This is a genomic window from Bradyrhizobium sp. Kon58 (genome assembly GCF_055807455.1).
Map to the genome: position 1 here is coordinate 158,531 of NZ_JBVVOT010000013.1, position 23,363 is coordinate 181,893.

Consider the following 23,363-nt stretch of genomic DNA (forward strand, 5'->3'; position numbering starts at 1 on the left):
ATGCGCCGCTTCCGTTATAACGAAACACCACCCGTAGGGTTTTTATATCCGAGGTCCGCGACATGCGCGATCTCGGGATGCCCATAGTAAGGACTACATGATGCTCAAACAGCTTTCGAATTCCCTCGCTCATACCGACGTCTCCACAACGTTACACCCCTATACCGATGCGCGGGCCCATGAGCGGGAAGGCCCGGTCATCATCGATCGCGGTAAAGGGATCTACGTCTACGACGATGCTGGCAAGGAATATATCGAGGGTCTTGCAGGTCTGTGGTCCGTGGCTGTCGGGTTTGATGAACCTCGCCTTGTGCAAGTCGCGAGTGCGCAGATGGCCAAGCTTCCCTACTACCACACGTTCAGCCACAAGGCTCAGGAGCCTTCGATCCGGTTGGCTGAAAAACTTGTCGGAATGACGCCCGCTCCCCTGAACCGCGTCTTCTTCACGAGCTCGGGCTCCGAAGCAAACGACACCATGATTAAAATGGTGTGGTACATGAACAATGCATCGGGGCGACCCAAAAAAAAGAAGTTCCTTGCGCGCAATCGCGCCTATCACGGTGTTACCGTGGCTTCGGGCAGTTTGACCGGTCTGACTAATAACCACACCGATTTTGACCTGCCGGTCATTCCGGTCCGTCACCTAACTTGCCCGCATTTTTATCGTTTCGCTCAACCCGACGAAACAGAAACTGGATTTGCTGCGCGCTTGGTCGCGGAGGCCGAAGCGGTGATTCTACAGGAAGGCCCAGAAACGGTCGCGGCTTTCGTTGGTGAGCCGCTGATGGCTGCCGGCGGTGTGATGCCGCCTCCTGCCGGGTACTGGAAGGGAATTGAAGCACTGTGCCGCAAGTATGACATCCTTCTGGTCGCCGACGAGGTGATTTGTGGCTTCGGACGGCTGGGTGCGACGTTTGGCTGCGAAGTTTACGATTTTACGCCCGATATCATGATTGTCTCGAAACAACTCACTTCATCTTACATGCCGCTTGCTGCGGTGATCTTTTCGCAAAAGGTGTACGACGCCATCGCCGACAACACGGCGAAGATCGGTACCTTCGGTCACGGATTTACTGCATCGGGCCATCCTGTCGCGACCAGAGTAGCTTTGGAAAACCTCAAAATCATCGAAGAGCGCGATCTCGTCGGAAACGCCGCGCGTATGGGGCGGATCCTTCAGGCTCGCCTTGGCGAGCTTGCCGATCATTCGCTTGTCGGCGAGGTGCGAGGAGCGGGGCTAATTGCCGGGATTGAACTTGTCTCCGACAAGGAAACACGTCGTCCCTTTGCGGCCGCGAGCAAGGTTGGAGCAGCGGCTTTTGCTGCGGCCCAAAAGCACGGTCTCATCGTGCGCGCGATCGGCGATACGATCGCCCTGTGCCCTCCGCTCATCATCAATGAGGATCAAGTGCACGACTTGGTTGCCCGTCTGAGCGATGCGCTCGACGATGTAGCCCAATGGCGATCCGCCGAGAACCTTAGTTGACGTCAGCGAGGAGGCGTATGTGATTTACGAACAGCCAAAGTTCTTGCCTGCTGGCGACCGATATCTGCTGATTGAGTTTGGGAACGAGATGAATCTCGATCTCAACTTCACGGCACAGGGCCTGGCGTCAGCGGCTGCGGAGGCAAACGTACACGGCGTCATCGAGACGGCGCCTTGCTTTGCTTCGCTGCTCGTTCACTACGAGCCGACGCTGATCGGCTATGATGATGTGGTCCGCGAGTTCTCTCGGCTTTCGGACTCTCTGGGCTCGTCGGAGGATATCGAACTGGAAAGCCGGCTGTTCTACCTGCCGACGCTTTACCTCGATCCATGGACGAAGGCTTGTGTCGAAGACTACTGCGCGAAGATCGCGAGGAAGGTGCCAGATCCCGAGCTGTTGGTGCAGCAAAATGGCCTTGAGGATGTCAACCATCTAGTTCGGCTTCACTCGTCCTCGGAGTATTGGGTTGCGTCCCTGGGCTTCTGGCCGGGGCTGCCCTTCTTGATGGCGCTCGACCCGCGGGCGCGTCTGACCGCGCCCAAATACAACCCTCCGCGGACGGACACGCCGGAGGGGGCAGTTGGGTTGGGCGGCGCCGCAAACTCCATCTATCCTGTCGCCACGCCCGGCGGCTACCAAATCTTTGCCCGCACGCCAGTGCCAATTTGGGATCCAACTGGCAAACGCCCGGCTTTCGAGGGAAGTCTGTGTCTCTTTCGTCCAGGAGATCGCATCAAGTTCGTTCCAGTCACGCGCGAGGAATATGACGACGCGGAGCTAGCGGTGAAGGAGGAGCGCTACGACTACACGATCGTGGAGTACCAGAAGTTCGCGGTCCGCAACTACAACAACTGGGTCTCGAAAGTGAGCGGGGCCAACAAGGCGCATGTACCGACATGATCAAGGTATTGAAAGCCGGACTTGAAACATCGATCCAAGACTACCCGGGGCGCATCGGATATTGGAATCAGGGCTTTCCGCCCTCTGGCCCCATGGATAGCTGGTCATTCCGCTTGGCGAACGTACTCGTCGGTAATCAGCCAGGTGCTGCGGGGCTCGAATGCCAGTTCCTGGGGCCTACACTTTCCTTCGATGCTGACACGGTAGTCGCCGTTACTGGTGCAGACATGCGCCCGGCGCTTGACGGCGAGCCATTCCCCATGTGGCAGTCGCTCGCCGTAAGAGCCGGCCAAACACTAGCCCTAGGGGCAGCTCGTGTCGGTGGTCGTGCTTACATCGCGGTCGCTGGTGCGTTCGCGAATGAGGAGCGGCTTGGTTCGCGCTCCACCTTTAACAAAGCCGGTGTCGGCGGCATGGACGGCCATTCCATCAAGGCCGGCCAGGATTTGCCTGTTGGGGAAGCGAGAGCGACCCCCGGCCTCCTGGTGCCCAATAACCATAGGCCTGACATCCGCACAGACCGGACGTGGACCATCGAGGTCTGCGCGGGTCCAAACGATGACTGGATCGACGAGGCCGCCAAGGAAAGATTTCTGAGCTCCGCGTGGACACTTTCCGCTAAGTCGGATCGCACCGGCTTCCGGCTGCAAGGCCCCGAATGGACGTTCACGGAAAAGGCTTACAACAAGCCGAAAGAACATGGATCGTTACCGTCGAACATTATCGATCACGGTTATCCCATGGGAGCGATTAATCTCGCCGGCCAGACGCCGATCATTCTGGTGAATGACGGTCCCTCGATGGGAGGCTTCATCAACCCCTATACGGTTCCCTCAGCTGCATTCTGGAAATTGGGCCAAGCAAAGCCCGGGGAGCACCTGCACTTCCGGCTCGTCAGCGTTGCGGAAGCTCAAGGCATGGCTAGGCAAATCGCAGAACGTTGCGTGCGCGAGATTCTTGTAAACGCCTGATCGAGAGAAGAGGAAATGTCCGACATGGTCAAACAAATTTTGGCGCCCCTACCGGGCCTTTTCTATCGCAAATCTTCCCCGGACGACGCTCCGTTCAAGCAAGAAGGTGATCCCGTCGTGGCCGGCGAAACGATCGGGCTAATCGAAGCCATGAAATCCTTCTTCCCCGTTGAGGCGGGAGTTGCCGGCACGCTCGCTCGGTTTCTGGTGCAGGATGGCGAGACCGTCGACGCCGATCAAGCCATTGCAGAATTGGAGTAGGTGGGAATGGCTATCAAGTCGCTCTTCATCGCCAATCGCGGCGAAATTGCCGTGCGAATTAATAAAGCGGCAAAGGCGTTGGGTATTCGGACCATTCAGGCCGCCAGCCAGGCCGACACGGATTCGCTCGCCTGTCGTATGGCCGACGAGGTGGTTGTGATCGGTCCACCGCAAGCCGCAAAGTCTTACCTGGACGTGCAGGCGATCGTTCAGGCAATCAAGGCAAGTGGCTCCGACGCGGTGCATCCGGGCTACGGCTTCCTGTCCGAGAACCCGCGGTTCGTCTCAGCTGTAGAGGCGGCGGGGATCGCATTTGTCGGTCCGGACGCGGCAACGATCGCGAAGATGGGCGATAAAGCAATGGCGCGCGCTGAGGCGGTGGCAGCTGGGGTTCCCGTCGTTCCAGGCAGTGAAGGCCGGATCGGTGACCTCGACGATGCGCGCCGACAAGCCGCCCGCATCGGCTATCCTGTAATGATCAAAGCCAGCGCGGGAGGAGGCGGGCGCGGCATCCGTGTCGTGGAGGACGAGGCAAGCCTGGAAAGGCTGGTGCCGCAGGCCATGGCGGAAGCGCGTGCTTCCTTCGGCGATGACGGTTTGTACATGGAGCGGTACATCCAGCATGCGCGTCATATCGAGGTGCAGGTGCTGGGGGACGGGACCGACGTCGTGCATCTGTTCGAGCGGGAATGCTCGCTTCAGCGCAAGCGCCAGAAGGTGTGGGAGGAGGCACCTGCGGCCATGCTTTCGAAAGCGGTCCGCGATGCCCTTTGTGATTCAGCTGTTTCACTGGCAAGGCGGGTGAACTACCGCAATGCCGGTACGCTCGAATACCTCTATGACAGCAAGACTCAGGAATTCTTCTTCATCGAAATGAACACGCGGATCCAGGTGGAACACCCGGTGACTGAGGCAATTACGGGAATTGATGTTGTGCAGGCGCAGCTCAGGATCGCCGGGGGTGAACGATTGTGGTTCGCGCAGCGCGACATCACTCAAACCGGTCACGCGATTGAAGTGCGTATCAACGCCGAGAATCCGGCCAAGATGTTCATGCCATCGCCTGGTTTGGTGACAACATATAGTTCACCGGAAGGCGACAATATCCGCTTCGATACGCTGCTGTTCGAAGGCTATCGGATAGTGCCCTATTACGACTCTCTTGTAGGTAAGCTGATTGTTTGGGCACCCGATCGTCGCGCCGCGATCGTCACCCTGCAGACCGCGTTGAACAGCCTGAAAGTGGAAGGGATCCACACGACAGTGCCACTGCATCGGGCGCTTGCCACGGATATTGAAGTGGGTGAGGGAGCTTTCCACACAGCTTGGCTGGAGAGCTGGATGGCCGCCCGTGAGCTGGAGGCGAGCCGCGCGTAAAGCATTCGAATGCAAGCTTTTTCGGTTTGCGCGACGGATCGAATTCGAAAGCGCGACAGCTCAGAGCATCGGCGGCGTTCCTGGAAAAGACAGACGAACTTCATCACTGCCGCGGTACTTGCGGCCCTCCAATAAGACGACCGGAGTTATGGACATGAAGCATAAAAGTTATGGCAATCTGTTCGTTCAGGCTGCCCTGATTGACGGTAAGTGGGTCGGCGCAGTTACAGGAAACACGATTGCGGTCATGAATCCGGCCACTCGGGAGGCCGTCGGTACCGTCCCAGATATGGCTCGCGCTGAAACGCGGTCTGCGATCGAAGCCGCCGAACGAGCCTTCGGACCGTGGAAGAGGAAAACACATGCCGAGCGCGCGGGCCTGCTGGACTCCTGGCACAGGCTCATGATCGAGAATCTGGAGGATCTCGCGCACCTTCTCACTTTGGAGCAAGGCAAGCCGCTGGACGAAGCACGGAGCGAAATCCGCTACGGTGCCTCCTTTGTGAAATGGTTCGCGGAAGAGGCTCGGCGCATTGGAGGTCATACGATTCCGTCTCCGACAGCCGATCGCCGTATTGTGGTGCTGAAGGAGCCGATCGGGGTTTGCGGCATCATCACTCCGTGGAATTTTCCAAACGCCATGATCACGAGAAAGGTTGCCCCCGCGCTGGCAGCAGGCTGTACTGTCGTCATCAAGCCGTCTGAATTCACTCCCTACTCCGCAATCGCGCTTGGTTTATTGGCGGAGCGAGCCGGAATACCAGCGGGCGTCGTCAACATTGTCACAGGCATGCCGACGGAAATTGGTAACGAGCTGCTGCAGAACGAGACGGTTCGTAAGATCTCGTTCACCGGATCGACACGCGTCGGATCCGTACTGATGCGGGGTGCAGCCGATAGTGTGAAGCGGCTCTCTCTCGAGCTCGGCGGCAATGCACCCTTCATCGTATTCGATGACGCCGATCTCGAGGCGGCGGTTGAGGGAGCCATCGTTTCCAAATTTCGCAATGGTGGTCAAACCTGCGTGTGCGCGAACCGCATTCTGGTCCAGGCCGGCATCTATGATGCGTTCGCGGAAAAGTTGAGCGCCCGCGTAGACATGATGACAGTCGGTGACGGCACACAGCCTGGCGTCTCGATCGGTCCAATGATCAACGAAGCGGCCGTGCTCAAGATCAATCGGCATCTTCAAGATGCATTCGCGAAGGGCGCGAAAGTCATCACGAAGCGGCACGTTCTGCCGCCGGGCACGCAATATGTCGCACCTGTCGTCTTGACCAGCGCAACAACGCAGATGCAACTTGCAAGTGAGGAAACCTTCGGTCCGGTCGCACCGCTCTTTCGTTTCGAGACGGAAGATGAAGCAATCGCCATTGCCAATGGAACGCCTTTCGGATTGGCCGCCTATTTTTATACCGAGAGCCTCAAGCGCGCTTGGCGCGTCGGCGAGGCGCTCGAATTCGGCATGATCGGCCTGAACACGGGGCTGATCTCGACGGAAGTCGCACCCTTCGGCGGAGTAAAGCAGTCCGGGCTTGGTCGAGAGGGGGGCCAGGTCGGAATCGAGGAATATCTTGAAATGAAGAGCTTCCATATCGGGGGACTCAACTGAAGCGGCCTCTTCGATGCGTCATTTCTCGGATTTCGATCTGGGCAGCTACATTGCAGTACTCGTGCCGGCGCGGCATCAGATTTCGAAAAACCGACTCGCAATCTCGTGTCGCAATGAGCAGCCGTAACCGGTATCTCAGCGATGAAGACCGAGGGCGGGCCATCGCCATCCGGTCGTGGAGTGCCCGCTGTAAGGCCGCTACGCCGCCCCGCAGCACTGTGCGTGGTGGCCTATGTCGGTTCGACGAGGCTTATCGACAACGTGCTACTTCAGCCAACTCCGTAGGGCGACAGGGGAGAAGGAATCGTCTTGATTGAAGCTGCCCGACGCGAAGCGCCTCCCGCAAGCCGTCTTCACCCTTGCGGGGCGGCTGAAGAGATCATCTTCGAACAAGTGCAGCTTCGGCGCGCGCACCGTCAGGTCCTTGTCATTCCCGGGCTTTGCTTGGCTGAGCGCCGGATCGGCCTGATTGGTGACAATGGTTCGGGCAAGAGCACGATGCTGCGGCTTATGAACGGGTTGCTTCCGCCAACACGTGGCCGCGTCGAGGTGGCGGGGCTCGATACCGTACGGCATCGCAAAGACCTTCCGGCCAAGGTCGGCTTTCTGTTTCAGAACCCCGACCACCAGCTCATCTTCCCCACGGTTGTTGAGGAGGTCGCTTTTGGGCCTGCGGAGCGGGGAAAGCCAGCGCCACAGGCGCGCCAACAGGCGATGGCACTGCTGGAGCGGCACGGCTGCGCGCAATGGGCGGAACGCAACGTCAATGAGCTATCCGGCGGTCAGAAGCAGCTTGTCTGCATCCTGGCGCTGCTCGCAACGGAGCCGTCGATCCTGCTAATGGACGAGCCGTTCTCCAGTCTCGACTTGCCGACACGATTGTTGTTGTACGGCAGGATCATGGCGCTGCCGGAGCAGGTGGTGATGGCGTCTCATGATTTTGAGCTGCTCGCCGCGTTCGATCGCGTGATCTGGCTGGATGAGGGCCGCATCCGTCTCGACGGCCGACCTGTCGAAGTCCTGGCTGCCTACCGGGCCCATGCAACGATCGTTGGTCAGGGGACGCCCTAACGTCATGATGACCGGCGGCCTCGCCCCACAGACCTGGTTGCACCGCGTACCGGCTGGCATCAAGCTTGCGGGGCTCGCTCTCCTCAGCGTACTTCTGCTGCCGGTCGGCGACTGGCGAATTCTGGCGGGCACCTTGGCGATGATTGCCGGGGTCTATGCTGGCTTCGGCCGCGTCGGCATGGCGCGCATCAGCTTGCTGCGGCCATTGCTGCCGTTGCTTGTGGTCGTTGGCGGCGTGCAGACCGCATCGGTTGGTTGGAATGCCGGCGCCGTCGTCACCATGCGGCTCCTAGCGATGCTTCTGCTTGCCGATCTCGTCAGCATGACCACCACGATGAGCGCGTTGATGGATGTGCTGACGCCGGTGCTCCGCTTGCTGCGCCCGCTTGGGGTCAATCCTCGCAAGATGGCGCTCGCAGTCGCTCTTGTCCTGCGTTTCGTGCCCGTCCTGATGACGCGGTGGCGCGCGCGCGAGGAGGCCTGGAAGGCACGCACGTGCCGGCGAGTTCCGCTGCGACTGGTGGCCGCTTTCGTCGCCGACATTCTGCAACTGGCCGACCGCGTCGCGGAAGCACTCGATGCCCGCGGTTTCGACCGGTCGACCGTCGATCGTCAGTCAGCCCCGTTGTAGGAGAAAATCCCGTGGAGTCGCGCGCCATCGTTCGTATCGCCTTGCTAGCCGCCGTCATCGCAGCGCTTGGCATGGTGCCCAGCATCGTCTTACCGATCGCCGTGGGGGTGCCGATCACGGCCCAGACGCTCGGCGTCATGCTGGCCGGGATCGTCCTCGGCCCTCGCCATGGCGCGCTGGCGGTGCTGCTGTTTTTGTTCGTGGTGCTTCTCGGAGCGCCGCTGCTGTCCGGCGGACGCGGTGGGCTCGGCGTGCTGTTCGGACCCTCCGTCGGCTTCCTGCTGGGTTGGGCTCCCGCGGCCTTCGTGTCGGGTCTCGTGATGGCCCGGCTGAGGACTGTGCCGGTGCTCGCGGCGGCGCTCGTTGCCGCGACGATGGGCGGTATCGTCGTGGAGTATGCCTGCGGCATTCTCGGCCTAATGGGGATGGCAAGGATGAGCTTGCCGCAGGCCTTGGTTGCAATCGCGGTGTTCGTGCCGGGCGATCTCTTGAAGGCGCTGGCGTCGGGCTTCGTCGCGGAGGCGGCGCACCGGAGCTATCCGGCCGCAATCGTCAGCCGTTCATGATCGCGGCCGCCACCATCACTGCAACGCTATCGCGGCATGCGCGCAAAACGCCGGACCGACCGGCCGTCGTTTGTGACAATTTTGCAGTGAGTTGGAAAGACCTCGATCAGGCGGTGAATCGTCTAGCCGGACATCTGGCGAAGGTGGTGCCGGCCGGCCGCGGCGTCGCCTTGCACCTACCGAACGGGCCGGCATTCGTGTTGCTGTTTTTCGCAGCCTGCCGCGCAGGTCGGGAAGCGCAAATTCTCGATCCGTCCTGGCCGACGGAGACGGCGCGGCTTGCGATCACGGCGCTGGCGCCTGGGATCGTCGTCAGTGGCGATGCAGGATTGGCCAGAGACACAGAGGTGTTTGCGGTTGTCGATCCTCACGGCCCGTTCGAGTCCGTCGCGGATGCCATTGGCGCCGGTCCGTCGCCCGCGGCAATTGCCGAGCCAGATCCGCTGACGCCGTTCTATGTCGGCTTTACCTCGGGATCGACTGGAATGCCGAAAGGATATCGCCGCCACCATCAATCGTGGATCGAGAGTTTTCGGGCGGGGGACCGCGAGTTCGATATCGGCGCCGGCGACATCGTTCTCGCACCGGGCGCGCTGACGCATTCGCTATTTCTCTACGGTCTTGCGCATGGGCTCTATGTCGGGGCAACCGTCATTCTGTGCCGCCAGTTCCGGCCAAATCTCGTCAACCGCCTGATCGCGGCCCACCAGGTCAGCGTGATTTACGGCGTGCCGACCCAGCTCGAAATGATGATTGAGGCCGCCATGCGTGACGGCCTGCCGCCGTTCCCAAACGTGCGGTGGATGCTGTCGTCAGGTGCCAAATGGCAAGGTCGCGCGCTGGTCGAACTGCGACGGCAATTTCCCGCGACGGGGTTTTCCGAGTTCTACGGCGCCTCCGAGTTGAGCTTTGTGACCGTGGCGAAGGACGACGAGGACGTCCCATCGGACTCCGTCGGGCGTTCGTTCGCAGCCGTCAGTCTCACCATTCGCGACCATCTCGGGCGATGCCTTCCACCCGGGGAGCCCGGTCAAGTGTTCGTGGCAAGTCCTTTCCTCTTCATGGAGTATGCCTGCGGAAGCGAAACGGTGCTGCCACGTCATGGCGACGCGGTGTCGGTCGGTGACATCGGCATGCTGGACGAGCGTGGTTTCCTGCGACTCGCTGGCCGTGCCAGCCGCATGATCATCACTGCCGGCAAGAACGTCCATCCAGAGGAGATCGAGCATGTACTCGAAGGACATCCCGCCGTGGCCGCGGCGGGGGTTCTTGGCGCCGTCGACCAACTTCGGGGCGAGCGGCTGGTGGCTTTGCTGAGACTGAGTCTGGATGGGCGCGTAGCGTCTTCCGATCTGATCAGCCATGCGCGCCTGAGCCTGCCGCTCTACAAGGTCCCGCGCCGGTTTGCCGTGCCACCGCACTGGCCCATGACCTCGTCCGGCAAGACTGATTTCCATGCGCTGCGGCGACTGTGGGAATCCGGCGCCTGCGAGGTGCTGCGATGAGCGCCGCCTATCTCGTCGCCGCACGGCGGACGGCGGTCGCTCCTCGAGGCGGCGCGTTCAAGGCGGTGGAGGTCGACGAACTCGGCGCGGCGCCAATTCGGGCCGTGCTGGCCGACACCGGCATCGCGCCGGAGGCGATCGACGACGTCATCTTCGGCAATGCATTATGCGGCGGCGGAAACCCGGCACGGCTCGCCGCGCTCCGAGCAGGTCTTCCGGATCACGTCCCGGCCTTGACCATCGATAGCCAATGCTGCGGAGGCCTCGACGCGATCATGCTAGCCGCCGAGCGTATCGGGAGCGGACGAGCAGACGCCGTCATGGCCGGCGGTGTCGAGAGCTTCAGCCGTGCGCCGTTGCGCGCGGTGCGGCCGCGCCATGCGGACGAGGCGCCGCAGCCCTACGAACGTCCTCCGTTCGCGCCATGGCCGGAGCGGGACCCTGACATGATTGCCGCCGCCGCGACGCTGGCTGAAAGATACGGCATTTCGCGTGCACGGCAGGATGAATTCGCCGTCGCAAGCCATCGCAAAGCGCTGCAAAATCCACTCGGCGCGGCCGAGATCACGCCGCTTGCCGACCTGTCGCACGATCCCTTTCCCCGTGCCCTGACGGGGGCGACCTGCACACGCCTTGCACCACTTGCGGGCGACACTGAATTCGGCGTGACGCGCGCGACGGTGGCGGTCGAAGCTGACGCGGCAGCAGCCCTGCTGGTGGTCTCCCAGACGATGGCCCGACGACTCAACGCGAGGCGGCCCTTGCGGATCATATCGGCGACCCGCCGCGGCGGCGACCCGGCCATGCCCGGTACGGCGCCGATTGCGGCGGCTGAGCGCCTCCTTGCAGCGGAACGGATCGCGCCTGCTCGGATTGCCGTGGCCGAGATCATGGAGGCCTTTGCGGCCCAAGTGATTGCCTGTATCGACGGCATCGGGGTGTTGGAGTCTTCGCTCAATCGCTGCGGCGGCGGACTAGCGCGGGGGCATCCGATCGGTGCATCCGGCGCGATCCTAGCCGTACGCCTCTGGCACGAGATGCAATCGGAATCATCCGGTGCGATCGGGCTGGCGGCGATCGCGGCTGCGGGCGGGCTCGGCAGCGCTCTGCTTGCGACAGTTTGAAGAAGGACGGGCCGCGATGATTCAAATGCCACCACGCTCCGAACCACCGACACACGCGGGCGCACTTCGCGTTGCGCGCGCGGTCGATCTTGCAGCCTTTGTGGGCACCGAGCTTGCTCCCGGCCGCTGGCGATCGGTGACGCAGGATGAGGTCGATCGTTTCGTCGCGCTGACGGATGATCGGAACTGGCTTCATTCCGATGCGGAGCGTGCCAGGCGCGAACTGGACGGAGGTACGACAATCGTGCCGGGCCAGTTGCTGCTGGCGCTCGTTCCAGCTCTTTTGCAGGAGGCGTATGTGGTCACCGGTGCCGCGCAAGGCCGAGCGGTGAGCCTCCGTGCGGTTCGGTTTCGCCATCCGGTATGTCCCGGCGCTGTGTTCCGGCTACAGGCGCGATTGACGCTCGTGAAGCACCGGCCGCGTTTCGTGCAAGTCGACGCATCGTGCGACCTCGAGCTGGCCTCCGGACAGCGGGCTCTAACCTCACACCGCACTGATGTCTTTTTCGACTGAGGCACGCACGCGACCCGAGAAATCAACAGCTACAGGATGATTTTCGCTTCGGAACGCTGCATGCAGGAGTGGTTCGACGCCGGAGCTTGCGACGGCTTCATGTTGCAGGTGCCATTAGGTGCTGGTCGACGAGTTGGTGCCCGAGCTGCAGCGTCGCGGCTTATTCCGCACGGAGTATGACGGCTCGACCTTGCGGGATTCGCTTCAGCTGGCCCGCCCGGCCGGCTAAGGGGCGCCCTCGGCCGATTCGACGTTCTGCTCTTCAGCATCGTCATGGCGCCCTTTTCATCCTCATGCTGTTCCCGCTGAGCACTCTTTGGCGCCGGTACGAACGCAAGGAGGCGGCCTAATGACCGCAACATCCACCGATAGGAAGCTGATTGGCTTCGTGGACTCGGAGATCAAGAGCTACGGCTTGTCAGTGCTTGTGACGGTCCATCTCACTAAGGAGCGCATGGAGAAAGTCGCTGGCATGGTCATAGTGTGCCCTGCCGTTGGTGAGCTGCCGGGTGCAGGGGCCGATTATGTCGCCCACGATCTCCGGCCCGAGCACCTCAGTGCGATCCGACCAAAGCTCAAGCAAATTGTCGGGAATGTCTTGGCTCGAGCCGAACAGCTTCAACAGAGATCGTTCCCCGTCGGGCTCTTTGTCGTGGTGAGCCTTGGCCGCGTAAAAGGCAAACAGCCCACGGAATGCGTCGCGAGTAACAGCGGGCTTCGCCATCACCACTTCCTCGTAATAATTGAATTTCCAATGCGAGGAAGTCTGAAGCTCCCGTTTAGGAAAAGCCAGCAAAAAGTGAGACTACTGCGCTCTGGAAAAGAGACAGCAAAACTCACCAATTCATCGGGGCACCACGCAAAAAAAGGCTAAGCCATCAAACGTTGCGTTCGTCATAGCACGCCTGAGGAGCTTTATTCCTCATGCTGCAAGCCATTCTCATATTGCTGACGTCAGGGACCCTTCTGCTGATCGCGTTCTGGGGATTGCACAAACACGTCTGAGCTGATTTGCGCCCAGCCGCTACCGAGTATCCAGGACGGCCGGGCGATCTGATTGAAGTTTGTTTCGAAGAGCGTTGGCTAATCTCTCGAGCTCTGATCGCTCTTCGCTCAAGCGCTTTTCGATAAACTTGCGCTCAAATTCGGTCAGGCGGGTTCGCAACAAACGGCGGTATCGTTGGATGTTGTTGTGACAAGCTTGTGTTCGAGCCGATTGCTCTGCTTCCATCATCGGCATCTCACACTGGCCTCTTTCATGCACTTCGAAGGCTCAATGCTGCCCCATGCCTCACCGGATCAGTGGCCTCGCCGCAAACGATCTGGTCACAAACTTGCGCCGCCCGGCTCGAAATACGGCGTCCTAGCGGCGTTTATTTCAGCCGGGCCCCTGAAATCCCCGGCAGAGTGAGCCTAGCAGGCCAACGGTGACGGAGGTGTGAAGCAGTTCACAAAGCGCCGAGACAACGATTAAGGTCCGCTATCGCGGGTGCTTCAGCTTGATTCAATGCTTCTGACGCGCGCCACGGCTGGGGCCGATCGCGATGTTTGACACAATCCCCGCCAGCGGGTCCGGCAGGCGGATGCGTCAGGACTCCTCCGTCCCTGGGGCAGCCTTTTTGTTTCGTCGTTTTCCATAGCTATGGTGTACCTTTTTCTCAGAACGTCCAGGTGCCGCTGACATGAAAAAGGCCCCAGGATCTGAGTGGATCCTGCGGCCTGTCCGGGAAAATTGATTGTTTACGGAATGAGCACTTCCAGCCCGGTTACCAGTGATGATTCCAGAACTTGGTTCGGGGGGTGAGTCCAAAAGCAACTGTTCCGAGGCGGAACATGAAGAGCTGTTGCGCAAGTGCAACGTCTTTACGTCACAGGCGAATAGGAACCCAATTTTTCTCGCAACATCGATTCAGAGCCCCGCCGGATGGAGCATGGTCAGGTGGGGAAGCGTAAATCCTTGCATGTTTGAATGTTGATGGTCCACCGGCAACTCAATATATCCGAGCGTCTATCCGTCACCAAGGACGTGTTCGCTAGGACCGACAAGCATATTGAGCAAGGTGACGCGCTCGGCGCCATTAGGCCCGCCGACTTCGAGCGGCGGTCCTATCGGATCAGCGCGCAAAGGCGGCGCCTCGATCTGGTCCCTTGTCACACGATCCGATGCCGGGAATGGTGACGATGTCCGACCAGAACAAATCGACATGAAGATCATCGATTGAATTTGCGTCGAACAACGGGCGAGCATAAGAAATCGGCGTGTTCCTCGGTGAGGTCTTCGTTGACGAGGAAACGACGCTCGATTGGTTGAGCAATATTACGGAACGGTGTGCGGCACGATCTGATTGCCCGGTGGGCCGCGCGCGCATTGGCCGGCGCGAAGTCGGGCTCGTGGTGTCTGCCACCGCATCGGCCACTTTCGACTGAACGCGCCGAATCATACGTCTGCGGCGCGGGTTAAAGCGTGCAGGTTGCTCCCTCACTCATCGCGAGCCCACGCGCACCTCACCCCGCTCCCACCTTGACCTCCGTGAGCGGCCCCACCGGCATCGGCATTGTCACATAATCCTTCGGCAGATTCACCGGGCGATATTTCGGCTCCACCGCCATCCGCTTCAGCACGCTCTCATGCACATGCGCGCCTTCGGGAATGAATCGGGGTTCGCAATCGGGGATGTAGAAGCCGAGCACCACCTTCCGGTACGGCCATTCCTTGTAGCTCGCGCTCTTCGGCAGAAATTCCAGCACGCGCCAGGCCGCACTCATGGAATCGTGCAGCTCGCCCGTCTTGCCGGTGAAGGCGGGCGCGACATAACTGAACGGGCTGTTCTTGCGCTGGATGCCCCAGGCGAGCTGATTCACCGTGCGCGGGTTGAAATTGAGGCCGGCCTTGGTCGCCTCCTCGATCATCCAGAGCAGCGGATATTTCGAGTCCCCGCTCTCGGCCTCCGGATAGCCGCCCCCGACGTCGCAATGCACGCCGGCGAACCACACCTGGAGAATGTCCTGCGGCACCTTTTTTTCGTCGGGCACGTAGCGGTGGCTCCAGAACTCCTGCGGCTCCTCATACGCTTTCAGGCGGAACATGCAGCGCCGCTCGTCGATCGCGATCGCCTGCCGGAAGATGTTGACGCTGGGATTGCGCAGCGTGAAGGCGAGCTCCTCCAGGCTGAACAGATAGAAGAGATTGTCACGCCGCGGCAGGATCAGGCTCGCCACCGTGTCCCAGACGCCGATGAAATGGATGGTCGGCCAGCGCGTCGAGGTGATGCGCGCGAATTGCGCGGCGAGGTCGAACTGGTCCTTCGGCAGCGGCCCGGATCGTAGAACACCTTCTGCGTCGGGTGGGTGTTGTCCGTCTTGCGCAGGCAGCGATAGACCTTGAGGACGTTGGAAATGTTCTCGGAGATCTCGTTGCCGGTGCCGTCACAGCAGATAACGAGGTTGTTGCCGTAACCGTTCATGTCGCCTCACGGACAGCTTTCGCGCCAGAACCGCTATTTGCCGCCATCGTGCTTCTTCCAGACGTCGCGAGCGATGCCGATCGAGTCGATCTTGTCATTGAACACGCGATAGTACACGTCCTCGCCTTCCTCGAGATCCTGGAAACCCTGATCGCCGCCTTTGACGGAGCCGGCTGTGAAAATGATCCGCTCCCCATTTTCCTTCTTGATGACCCCAATACCCAGCTGACGGTAGATCGCCTCGACGGTGCCATATCCGTTCATGAGGCTTCTCCTGCATGTTCCGGCGACGAGAGCGTTGCTTGATTGTGATCCCTCAGCCGCCAGCGACGTCCATCCCGGAACCGGGCAGCATGATCTCCTCATGGGAGAAATGCGCCTTGCGGCCCTCGAGAACCTGCTCCAGCCGTCGCTCGACCTTGCCGTCCGGAACGAGCCTGTGACCCAGCACGAAATACTCGAAGTCTCCTTTCACCACCACGTCGACTTTAGCCTTGTGCACAATCCAGGGAGCCGAGAAGGTAAAGTGGGGGAGTGACGACGGCACGACGGAATCGTATCGCATTCTCAGCGTCACCATAGTGCCGATCTTGGCCGCGAGCCCTGCGGGAAGACGGAATCTCCGCAGCAGCCAGGGGGCTGATGTCCTGGTGGTCGTCGGCCAATTGAACTCGTCTCCTTGCAGCACGACGTTATCGATGCTGATTGAAAGCCGGGGAAAGAACGTCGACCAGACCGCCTCATCGTCCTCATTCCTGAGGGTGGAGTCGATGGATTGCCGGAGCGCAGTCTGCTCGGCTTGCGGCAGCAGATCCAGTCCGACCTGGTGAATGTAGACCGGCGCCGGCTGGCGGGCCCAGAGCTCGGCGGAGGCGGCAAACGAGATGCCGAAGTCGATGAAGTCGCTGCCGAGGATGAAGGGGTATTCGCAGATCGTGGTACACGTTCCGTAGGCTGCCAGCGCACCGCTCCTCGGAGTGCTCTTGCGCGAATCGATCTTCGTGAAGAACACGAGATCCTTACTGACGCGGCCAAATCGACTGGCCCAGGTGTCCTGGCTTGCCCTCCAGACACGATCCAGCACGTCGGGGTCCGTTCGGCGCGCGATCTGCAGAAAGCTCTTGGCCTCCAAGTATCGCCTATCGTTGGCGGCCGCAGGCTTGACCAGTTGGATGTGATCGTATTGCAGGGGCTTCCAATCGATCTCACCATAGACCCCCTTGCCCGAGGCCTCGCTCACCGCGATATCGTTGTTGCCGGTCACGACCCGAACGGCAAGCCACATGCGCTGGTCGCCGGCCTCTTCGTGACCGCCATTGACGACCCGCAGCGCCCATTGATCGAAAAGGCGCGTGAGAAACTCACTCCCGGTCTCAAGGTCCACGAACTGTTGCTGGCTTTTCCGGAACAGGTCAATGGCATGACCGATGACTGGAATCTTCAGGCCGACTCCATAACCAACCAGCCTTGCGACCTTGAGGAGATCGCTGCCTGTGGTCGGCGTTCCGTACAACGGAGCCCGCTGATCGGAGGAGGCCCGTCCGGGCGCTGCAGCCTGTCAATGATATATTGCATGCACACCAGACCACCCATGCTGTGCGCAATGAAGACGATGCTGTCGTAGTGCCTTGGCAGGCTCGACACCGCGCTGTCGAGGTCCTTGGCGGCGTGGTCGATCGGCGGCCCGCGGTATTTTTTGGTGTAATATCCGAACGCATAGACGTCGTAGTCCTGCAGCGCGACATCGGCGAGGATGAGCTCGACAAAGCCGGCCTTGAGCTCCTTGCTTTGCCAGGTCTTGACGATATCGCCGGTCACGCCATGGACGAATATAACGCATCGTGTATTGTTGTCGTGCCCTACGCGTGGGTACCAGATGAGTTGATCCTGCACGATATGAGTGCCGATGATCTCGGCAGGCTTTGTCTCAAGGGGCATAATCACAACCCTTTTCTGTACAAGGCGGCCGACTCAGGCTGTCGGCGACAGTATGCTCGCTATAACTTTAGATTATATCAATCCTAGATAGCATACCTGTTTGGAGATGTCAGCACGACGGGGCGGCCATAATGGATGAGCACCCGAGCTGCGCGTGTTGTGACTGCGTCGGCGTAGCGGTGCTGGCATGATGGGCACAAATCTCCACGGCTGCGGGTTTTTTTTGCGCAGCAGCTTATACCTTTCAGCTGAATTGCGGCGGGCCAGGGACCCCCGCCCGGGCTGGCTTGGATACACGGGACATATGATCCGATCGATGAGGTTGATCGAGCAGCGCTCCTCGTCGAGTTGGCGCATGCGAAACCTAGGGAAGACCTTAAGGTCGGCTTGTTATCTGCCTCGCCTAGACGGTGCAAACGGACCTGGGGGGCGGCGAATTGCGTCGGTTCGCCGCGAGCACTCAGCTGGCGCCACTGGTGCTCAGCAGCTCATTTCCGCCGACGGTGATTCAATGCGCGGTCGCCGTGTCGTCTTGCTGCGTTCAAAGCTTTGACCGGCTCGAATTGCGATCGTTAGCGGTTGCGATTTGAGAGTGAATCCACTAACAGTCGTATCGTATATTTGTCGTTTGATTCAGGTCTCACACGGTGGCGCTTAGCCAAGCCTCCAAGGATAGTGTTGAATTCGGTGCATGGAAGGAGCGTGCACGCGCGCTTGCGACAACGCATGCCACCGTTAACGATTTCAGCGCCGAGAACCTTCGGCGCGTTCTTGTCCAACTGAATGGACTGTTTCTGAGTTCGACGGGGCCCGTCCTCAAGGCTTATCGTGCCATGGCTGACGGAAGGATCGCGGGCCGGGAGAGGAAATTCTCGGATGCTCTCGCGACGGGATCGATTGCTTGGACGCTGCCCGACGGGCTGGAAGAGATCGCGGAGACGATCGGTGGTTTGATCCGAGCGGTCGATTGGACACTGGCCCAGTACCGCTCTCAATGGCCGAAGGAGCCGTCGCAATGGATCGTGGATAACTGTTACGTCATCCCGCGAGACAGCGTAAGCACGGCGAGGTCGCTATCACAAACGCAACCATATCAACGGCGTGGCTTGGTCTTCCATCGCATCATCCCCAAGGAGATCGATGGATACGCCGTTGAGGTTTTCAATGGCCGAACCCTACATCTTTCTGCGGCGGATAAAAGCAACTGGAAGATGGGCGCGTGCCTTTTCGAGGAGTTGAAGCTCGATCCAGACTTCTCTGAACATCTCGGAGAGAAACGCTTCGTCGTAAGGGGCGCGAATTCTCCTTATGCGGATGCGGTCGTCGAAGATCAGATCACGAAGTGTTTGGACGAAGAGTGCGTTGCCGTGGTCTGGCCTGAACTGGCTGTACCTCCAAAGCTACGCGGTCGGATTAAGGCTCTTCTTCAAGATCGTGACGTGGCCGATGATCGGTTGCCACCCGAAGTCGTAGTTGCGGGGACCTGGCACGAAAGCACGAAAGAGGGGGTCGTCAATCGCGCGCTCGTTTTCGACGGCTACGGGATCGAGCGGCTGGTTTACGATAAGATTGCTCCCTTCTCGGGTGGGGGCTGGGGCAAGGAAGACATCACGCCGGGTACCAAGTTGTGCATTCTCGCCACGGAGGCCGCAATAATCGGCTTCGCGATCTGTTTGGACTTCTGCGACGCAGATGCCGAGACGAACCCGTTCACCAAAATGGATATCGACCTGATGCTCATTCCCTCGATGGGGAACGATCAAACCATGGAGGGACATCAGACGACTGCGGTCCAAATGGGAGTGAAGTTCGGCACCCGAACCTTCGTCGTTCAACACATGACGGACACCGAGTTCAAAGACGGGCGCATAGGTGCTATATTACCTATGCCCAAGCGCCCCAATAAGGTTCCCGTTGAGCAACTGGGTCAAAAAACCGTTTGGAAGTCTTATCGCTGGCCTCAGACCACCTAGATTCAAGAGGCAAAATCACGGTAAAGCGTACTAAAGCGTTATTAACCGTTATGATGTATGGACATGGTCATGGATGCCGCGCTCGAAAGAATCGAATTAGGCGACGCTTCGGCTTCGGAAGCTAGGCTTGCCGTGTCTGCGCTCCTGAAGGAGGGGTCCGAGGCAAGTTACGGACGCCTGTATTCTGCGCTTGGCGCTTGGCTCTGGAAGGCGCTTGACGGAAGGCGCCGCGACGACGAGTTGCGTCAGTGGTTTGATATCTTTCGCCGTTCGAGCGCCGCCCTCTTGACGAAGAACGCGGCCTATGCGGAGCGTTTGCGTGCGTTCTACGATCTATTGGAGATGTCGATTGCGACATCCAAAGTCGCGAACGTCAGCGAAATTCTCAGTCGGCAACACGTCCTAGCGATACTAAGGCTTCTTCGCTCCGCTGACGGGAAGCCTCTGGAAAAGGCCGCGATCGCTCGAAAACTCGGACTCAAACCGGCCAATCTGAGCCGGATACTGCACATGATGGCGAATGCCCGTCTTGTGGAGCGGACGACTTATGGGAAAGAAGCTCATTTTTGCATGACGCGAGATGGCGCGATTGCGCTTTCAAAAAAGGAAGCTTCTGCCGCGCGTCCTGCACGACCCATTAACGCTGCGCAACCCGCTCGCGCTGTGCAATCCCCGCGCGCCGTGCAGCCAGCTCGTCCGGCGCTGTTCGGCCGTCATGTGCAGCCTCTTCTCCCGCATGCACCGGCCCAGATCGCTGCGGACGCCGGAGAACTGTATCTCAACCTTCTCAGAAAGGCAGTTCATGATCCGGTATTGAAGTCAGATTATGATCACCTGGTGCAGATCGGAGGCTTGCCGTTCAATAGACCTCCCCGACTAAACATGTTTGACGTGCTGCAAATGCTGGCAAATCATGAGCCGCCGACGATGGCGCCACCCGCGCCCGTGCCGGCGCAAGCGCATCATGTGAAGGTAGTAGGGAAGCGCTCCTATCGAGGTGCCCAGGTGGTAACGGCAAACGAAAAGAAGTCGGAAGCGCAAAGAACGCACATGCTCGTCGAGCCGGTGCAGCCAAAAGTGTCGCACTTTATAATGCACGCCTACAACGAGGAAAGCGAAAATCATGTCGACTGAGGATCAGTCTGCTCTAACGCCGACCGAAGGCCTCACCGAGGAAACGCTCGTTCTCTATAGCCAATCGGTAGTCGATCGTGTCATCTATGTTCCCTCTACCTACACCACATTGCTCACTTGCATGGGCAAAGTAAGTCAGGACGCGCCCGATGTGCTTGTCCCTTTGGTAGACGTGAGGCTAAATGGTCCGCTTGTGGAAGATGCAGCAGTTTCAAGCCCACTATTCTATCAATTGATGACGCTTGAGAACCTGACGTTTGTCCTGGAAGACATGACAAGCGACTTGGTCAAGGTTTGTCAGCATTTGGGCGCTGCCAGTTCTGGACGAGCCAAGCCGGATGTCGGTCAACTTTCTTCCATGAGGTCCTATCTCTCTCAAGCAAAGGCCAATCTGGAAAAGTGCCTTTCTGAGCTGGAGCCGATCGCGTAGTCGCTGAAGACGGCTCGTGAACCGTCGCTCCGGACGCAAAGTCTGAGGAGCAGCAAGTCGTAGGCTACTTCCTTGCTAGACAATGAGGATTAATCAGCGGGCTTCTGCGCGACAGGATACTCGATCTGATGGATCACCGCACATTTTGCGCGACCTCCGAGGAAGAACCCTGCGGCTTCCGCCCACTTCCGGGCGGCGGGATCGCAGCGGATCGCCCTCGCAGACCAGGCAGATGTAGCGCGACCGGCCGGGCCCGACGTCGTCGAGCACGGCCGTCATCGGCTTACTGTACTTCGGGCACAGCTTCCGGCTGAGCGAGAGCCGAGTCATGTTGTTTGCCTGCTGGGAGCAGCTTAGTTCCCCTCGTGCCGCGAGCCCAAGTAAGTCGCCGAAAATTGTTCTCATGTACCAGGCCGCTTGATCGGAGCAATTTTATAGGGGCTTCGCGCACAGCGGGCGCGCGATCTGGCGGAGAACGCGGACCCGTTCACCAAGCGGCGGCTACTCGAGCTAGCCCAACGATACGATCTCAAGAGCAGACCGGGAGCCCCGGGCGGTCGGACCCTCCCGCCTCCGCGCGCGGCGCCACCGACGGTGCTGTTTTGCGGCTCCGGCGAAGCTTAAGAGTAGCCGGAGCGACGGCCCGGTCGTCGGTTTTCTATGTGTTCATCGACCGGTCTGGGTGTCGCCGCGCGCGGTCGTGGTGCTCGCGTTAGTACAAGCTGGCTTTACGGCACTGAACCGCGCTGACTGCGGCGCGAGGAGTCATCGCCTGCGCCGCGCGATCTCGTCAGCGATCATGCCCTCCGCCCGCACCAGCCGTTCATGCAGAGTCTCGAACATATCGAGGACGCATCATTGGGTTCATTCTTGCCCTGCTCGATGGATTCGGCGAGGAGCTCATCGAGGGGCGTCTCCTTCAATTGGCTTTTGAGTGGGATGGTGCGAACAACCCAACGACTTAGCTTTGTTTGCTTCTCGTCAGCCTCGCCGTTGTCCGCACTTCCAATTGCAGGGAGCTCAGTGCCGGCATGGGCTTGGCGATTTCAGCGAGCAAACGAGCGGTGGCTGAGGATCCCTCCGGATGGCCGTGGCAGAACGAAAGGAATTTGGCCTTGCCTACCTGAGAAGTGAATGTCACACTCTACCTGTAGTTTAGGCATTTGACCTTGCACCGAGGATGTTTACCGTGGTTGGCCGGCCGGCGTCCGCTGGGCGGATTCCCCCCGTCCCTTCGATCTGACCTGAGTTTTTTAGGAGCATCCCTTGGATTACGAATTGCCCACCGATTTGTATTCTTCCGAAGATCTTCTGCGCGGCTACGATCCAAGTTCGAAGATGGGACTGGCGGAGGCGTGGGATTTCCGGCTCTTCCGGCAATATGTCGCTGACGGCGCTGACAACCCGGCGACTCTGGACGTGCGGAGGAAGCAGGCCGACCACGATGCCAACATCTCTGACGCGCTCAGACGGTTCCTGACGCAGGAGACGCCAAAGCTCGTCGGCATTATGGGTGGGCACGAGCTGTCGAGGGCGGAACCGGCCTATGCGACGCTAGCAAGGCTGGCGCGTCAACTGACTGAACAGGGCTTTATGATCGTTACGGGCGGCGGCCCCGGTGCGATGGAGGCCGCTCACGTCGGCGCAACTTTCGCGGGCGCCGACGATGCGGCCTTCTCGGCGGCGCTGTTCATCCTCGGGAAGGAGCCCCTGCTTCCTGTGCTGGATCAGCTCGTGACCAGCGACGGAGGGGTCGCGCCGGGCCACGAGACCCAATTCGACGACGCGAGGCGCTGGATCAACGCCGCTCTGGACGCCAGGACGCGTGCACCGGCCAAGCCGAGCCTCAGCCTCGGTGTGCCCACCTGGCTCTATGGTCAGGAGCCGACCACGCCCTTTGCGACGCATTACGCTAAGTTCTTCCTCAATAGCATTCGCGAGGAGACACTCATCACCAACTCGCGCGCCGGCATCGTCTACGCCCGGGGTAGCGGCGGCACGATGCGCGAAATCTTCGAAGACGCCGAGCGAAACTGCTACGTCCCTGACGCAAAATCGTTCACGCCAATGATTTTCTTCGACGAAGACCGCTACTGGCAACGCGATGCCGAATACGATGCGAATGGTGATCCCATTCCGTCGAAGAAGGGCGTCAAGGTCGACGACACCGTCCGCAACCTGTTCACCTTGGCGAGAGCTCGCAAGAAAGATGGCGCGGCCTGTCTGCTCAAGGTCAGATTCACGGTAGACGCGAAGGAGATAGGCGATGTGCTGCGGCTTCATTCTGGCATAGCGCTGCAGAACTTGATGTTTGCGCTGGCCGACGAGCCGATGAAGGTGTCGACCAGCTTCCTGAGCCGAGCCTGACGGACAAAGGGTCACATGCCCATCGAGGGGAGGAGGCA

The 23,363-nt window shown here is 59.9% G+C and carries 20 protein-coding genes and 5 pseudogenes; 19 read left to right on the forward strand and 6 right to left on the reverse strand.

Annotation, left to right across the window (positions count from 1 at the left end; genetic code table 11):
* Positions 1-97 precede the first annotated feature (97 nt).
* The 14 genes and pseudogenes from AC0L20_RS22075 to AC0L20_RS22140 all read left to right on the forward strand — a co-directional run.
* Positions 98-1,486: an aspartate aminotransferase family protein gene (locus AC0L20_RS22075; protein WP_473292042.1), complete on the forward strand. Its 1,389-nt coding sequence runs from the start codon at positions 98-100 to the stop codon at positions 1,484-1,486.
* Positions 1,487-1,505: 19 nt separating this feature from the next.
* Complete coding sequence (locus AC0L20_RS22080; protein ID WP_317245335.1) at positions 1,506-2,387, forward strand: 5-oxoprolinase subunit B family protein; 882 nt, start codon at positions 1,506-1,508, stop codon at positions 2,385-2,387.
* Positions 2,384-3,358: a 5-oxoprolinase subunit C family protein gene (locus AC0L20_RS22085; RefSeq protein WP_438745950.1), complete on the forward strand. Its 975-nt coding sequence runs from the start codon at positions 2,384-2,386 to the stop codon at positions 3,356-3,358. Before AC0L20_RS22080 ends, AC0L20_RS22085 begins: the two co-directional genes overlap by 4 nt.
* A gap of 15 nt (positions 3,359-3,373) precedes the next feature.
* Positions 3,374-3,619: an acetyl-CoA carboxylase gene (locus tag AC0L20_RS22090; RefSeq protein WP_410706211.1), complete on the forward strand. Its 246-nt coding sequence runs from the start codon at positions 3,374-3,376 to the stop codon at positions 3,617-3,619.
* A 6-nt stretch (positions 3,620-3,625) separates the two neighbouring features.
* Positions 3,626-4,996 (forward strand): acetyl-CoA carboxylase biotin carboxylase subunit, encoded by a 1,371-nt coding sequence (locus tag AC0L20_RS22095; protein ID WP_473292044.1) that lies wholly within the window; start codon positions 3,626-3,628, stop codon positions 4,994-4,996.
* Positions 4,997-5,150: 154 nt separating this feature from the next.
* On the forward strand, positions 5,151-6,608 hold the full coding sequence (locus AC0L20_RS22100; RefSeq protein ID WP_317245332.1) for an NAD-dependent succinate-semialdehyde dehydrogenase: 1,458 nt from the start codon (positions 5,151-5,153) through the stop codon (positions 6,606-6,608).
* 107 nt (positions 6,609-6,715) lie between these two features.
* Positions 6,716-6,893: pseudogene (locus tag AC0L20_RS22105) on the forward strand (pantoate--beta-alanine ligase); the annotation flags it as partial.
* A 24-nt stretch (positions 6,894-6,917) separates the two neighbouring features.
* Positions 6,918-7,679: an energy-coupling factor ABC transporter ATP-binding protein gene (locus AC0L20_RS22110; protein ID WP_317245331.1), complete on the forward strand. Its 762-nt coding sequence runs from the start codon at positions 6,918-6,920 to the stop codon at positions 7,677-7,679.
* Between the two features lie 4 nt (positions 7,680-7,683).
* The gene (locus AC0L20_RS22115) at positions 7,684-8,310 is read left to right on the forward strand and encodes a CbiQ family ECF transporter T component (RefSeq protein ID WP_438745955.1); all 627 of its coding nucleotides are present in this window, start codon (positions 7,684-7,686) and stop codon (positions 8,308-8,310) included.
* Between the two features lie 11 nt (positions 8,311-8,321).
* Positions 8,322-8,876 carry a biotin transporter BioY gene (locus tag AC0L20_RS22120; RefSeq protein WP_438745956.1) on the forward strand — a complete coding sequence of 185 codons (555 nt, stop codon included), beginning with the start codon at positions 8,322-8,324 and terminating at the stop codon, positions 8,874-8,876.
* Positions 8,873-10,381 carry an AMP-binding protein gene (locus AC0L20_RS22125; RefSeq protein ID WP_438745958.1) on the forward strand — a complete coding sequence of 503 codons (1,509 nt, stop codon included), beginning with the start codon at positions 8,873-8,875 and terminating at the stop codon, positions 10,379-10,381. Before AC0L20_RS22120 ends, AC0L20_RS22125 begins: the two co-directional genes overlap by 4 nt.
* Positions 10,378-11,505, forward strand: a complete 1,128-nt coding sequence (locus AC0L20_RS22130) for a thiolase family protein (protein WP_317245327.1) — start codon at positions 10,378-10,380, stop codon at positions 11,503-11,505. The genes AC0L20_RS22125 and AC0L20_RS22130 overlap by 4 nt, the downstream gene beginning before the upstream one ends.
* A 16-nt stretch (positions 11,506-11,521) precedes the next feature.
* A complete protein-coding gene (locus AC0L20_RS22135) occupies positions 11,522-12,019 on the forward strand; it encodes a MaoC/PaaZ C-terminal domain-containing protein (RefSeq protein WP_438745960.1) in 498 nt (165 codons plus the stop codon).
* A 60-nt stretch (positions 12,020-12,079) separates the two neighbouring features.
* A pseudogene (locus AC0L20_RS22140) lies at positions 12,080-12,248 on the forward strand (nitrilotriacetate monooxygenase); the annotation flags it as partial.
* Positions 12,249-12,437: 189 nt separating this feature from the next.
* On the opposite strand, the gene AC0L20_RS22145 reads toward AC0L20_RS22140, so the two are convergent.
* The 6 genes and pseudogenes from AC0L20_RS22145 to AC0L20_RS22170 form a co-directional block, all read right to left on the reverse strand.
* Positions 12,438-12,743: a hypothetical protein gene (locus tag AC0L20_RS22145; protein WP_473292052.1), complete on the reverse strand. Its 306-nt coding sequence runs from the start codon at positions 12,741-12,743 to the stop codon at positions 12,438-12,440.
* 1,781 nt (positions 12,744-14,524) lie between these two features.
* Positions 14,525-15,355: pseudogene (locus AC0L20_RS22150) on the reverse strand (phospholipase effector Tle1 domain-containing protein); the annotation flags it as partial.
* Positions 15,356-15,369: 14 nt separating this feature from the next.
* Positions 15,370-15,483 (reverse strand): annotated as a pseudogene (locus AC0L20_RS22155) (phospholipase effector Tle1 domain-containing protein); the annotation flags it as partial.
* 33 nt (positions 15,484-15,516) lie between these two features.
* Positions 15,517-15,747: a hypothetical protein gene (locus AC0L20_RS22160; RefSeq protein WP_456766202.1), complete on the reverse strand. Its 231-nt coding sequence runs from the start codon at positions 15,745-15,747 to the stop codon at positions 15,517-15,519.
* Positions 15,748-15,799: 52 nt separating this feature from the next.
* Complete coding sequence (locus tag AC0L20_RS22165) at positions 15,800-16,747, reverse strand: hypothetical protein (RefSeq protein WP_473292055.1); 948 nt, start codon at positions 16,745-16,747, stop codon at positions 15,800-15,802.
* 176 nt (positions 16,748-16,923) lie between these two features.
* Positions 16,924-17,421, reverse strand: a complete 498-nt coding sequence (locus tag AC0L20_RS22170) for an esterase/lipase family protein (protein ID WP_473292057.1) — start codon at positions 17,419-17,421, stop codon at positions 16,924-16,926.
* A 647-nt stretch (positions 17,422-18,068) separates the two neighbouring features.
* Here AC0L20_RS22170 and AC0L20_RS22175 point away from each other — a divergent pair.
* The 5 genes and pseudogenes from AC0L20_RS22175 (at position 18,069) to AC0L20_RS22195 (ending at position 23,325) form a co-directional block, all read left to right on the forward strand.
* The gene (locus tag AC0L20_RS22175) at positions 18,069-19,394 is read left to right on the forward strand and encodes a hypothetical protein (protein WP_473292062.1); all 1,326 of its coding nucleotides are present in this window, start codon (positions 18,069-18,071) and stop codon (positions 19,392-19,394) included.
* Positions 19,395-19,463: 69 nt separating this feature from the next.
* Positions 19,464-20,528 carry a helix-turn-helix transcriptional regulator gene (locus AC0L20_RS22180; RefSeq protein ID WP_438745967.1) on the forward strand — a complete coding sequence of 355 codons (1,065 nt, stop codon included), beginning with the start codon at positions 19,464-19,466 and terminating at the stop codon, positions 20,526-20,528.
* On the forward strand, positions 20,518-20,958 hold the full coding sequence (locus AC0L20_RS22185; protein ID WP_438745969.1) for a hypothetical protein: 441 nt from the start codon (positions 20,518-20,520) through the stop codon (positions 20,956-20,958). Before AC0L20_RS22180 ends, AC0L20_RS22185 begins: the two co-directional genes overlap by 11 nt.
* A 424-nt stretch (positions 20,959-21,382) precedes the next feature.
* Positions 21,383-21,582: pseudogene (locus AC0L20_RS22190) on the forward strand (hypothetical protein); the annotation flags it as partial.
* Positions 21,583-22,224: 642 nt separating this feature from the next.
* On the forward strand, positions 22,225-23,325 hold the full coding sequence (locus tag AC0L20_RS22195) for an SLOG cluster 4 domain-containing protein (RefSeq protein WP_473292065.1): 1,101 nt from the start codon (positions 22,225-22,227) through the stop codon (positions 23,323-23,325).
* Positions 23,326-23,363 lie beyond the last annotated feature (38 nt).

What these genes read in the sequence shown, in the direction of transcription:
- AC0L20_RS22185 (WP_438745969.1), top strand. Translation starts at nt 20,518, where the DNA reads ATGTCGACTGAGGATCAGTCTGCTCTAACGCCGACCGAAGGCCTCACC.
- AC0L20_RS22130 (WP_317245327.1), top strand. Translation starts at nt 10,378, where the DNA reads ATGAGCGCCGCCTATCTCGTCGCCGCACGGCGGACGGCGGTCGCTCCT.
- AC0L20_RS22085 (WP_438745950.1), top strand. Translation starts at nt 2,384, where the DNA reads ATGATCAAGGTATTGAAAGCCGGACTTGAAACATCGATCCAAGACTAC.
- AC0L20_RS22100 (WP_317245332.1), top strand. Translation starts at nt 5,151, where the DNA reads ATGAAGCATAAAAGTTATGGCAATCTGTTCGTTCAGGCTGCCCTGATT.
- AC0L20_RS22075 (WP_473292042.1), top strand. Translation starts at nt 98, where the DNA reads ATGATGCTCAAACAGCTTTCGAATTCCCTCGCTCATACCGACGTCTCC.
- AC0L20_RS22170 (WP_473292057.1), bottom strand. Translation starts at nt 17,421, where the DNA reads ATGCCCCTTGAGACAAAGCCTGCCGAGATCATCGGCACTCATATCGTG.
- AC0L20_RS22135 (WP_438745960.1), top strand. Translation starts at nt 11,522, where the DNA reads ATGATTCAAATGCCACCACGCTCCGAACCACCGACACACGCGGGCGCA.
- AC0L20_RS22115 (WP_438745955.1), top strand. Translation starts at nt 7,684, where the DNA reads ATGATGACCGGCGGCCTCGCCCCACAGACCTGGTTGCACCGCGTACCG.
- AC0L20_RS22090 (WP_410706211.1), top strand. Translation starts at nt 3,374, where the DNA reads ATGTCCGACATGGTCAAACAAATTTTGGCGCCCCTACCGGGCCTTTTC.
- AC0L20_RS22180 (WP_438745967.1), top strand. Translation starts at nt 19,464, where the DNA reads ATGGATGCCGCGCTCGAAAGAATCGAATTAGGCGACGCTTCGGCTTCG.
- AC0L20_RS22095 (WP_473292044.1), top strand. Translation starts at nt 3,626, where the DNA reads ATGGCTATCAAGTCGCTCTTCATCGCCAATCGCGGCGAAATTGCCGTG.
- AC0L20_RS22125 (WP_438745958.1), top strand. Translation starts at nt 8,873, where the DNA reads ATGATCGCGGCCGCCACCATCACTGCAACGCTATCGCGGCATGCGCGC.
- AC0L20_RS22145 (WP_473292052.1), bottom strand. Translation starts at nt 12,743, where the DNA reads ATGGCGAAGCCCGCTGTTACTCGCGACGCATTCCGTGGGCTGTTTGCC.
- AC0L20_RS22160 (WP_456766202.1), bottom strand. Translation starts at nt 15,747, where the DNA reads ATGAACGGATATGGCACCGTCGAGGCGATCTACCGTCAGCTGGGTATT.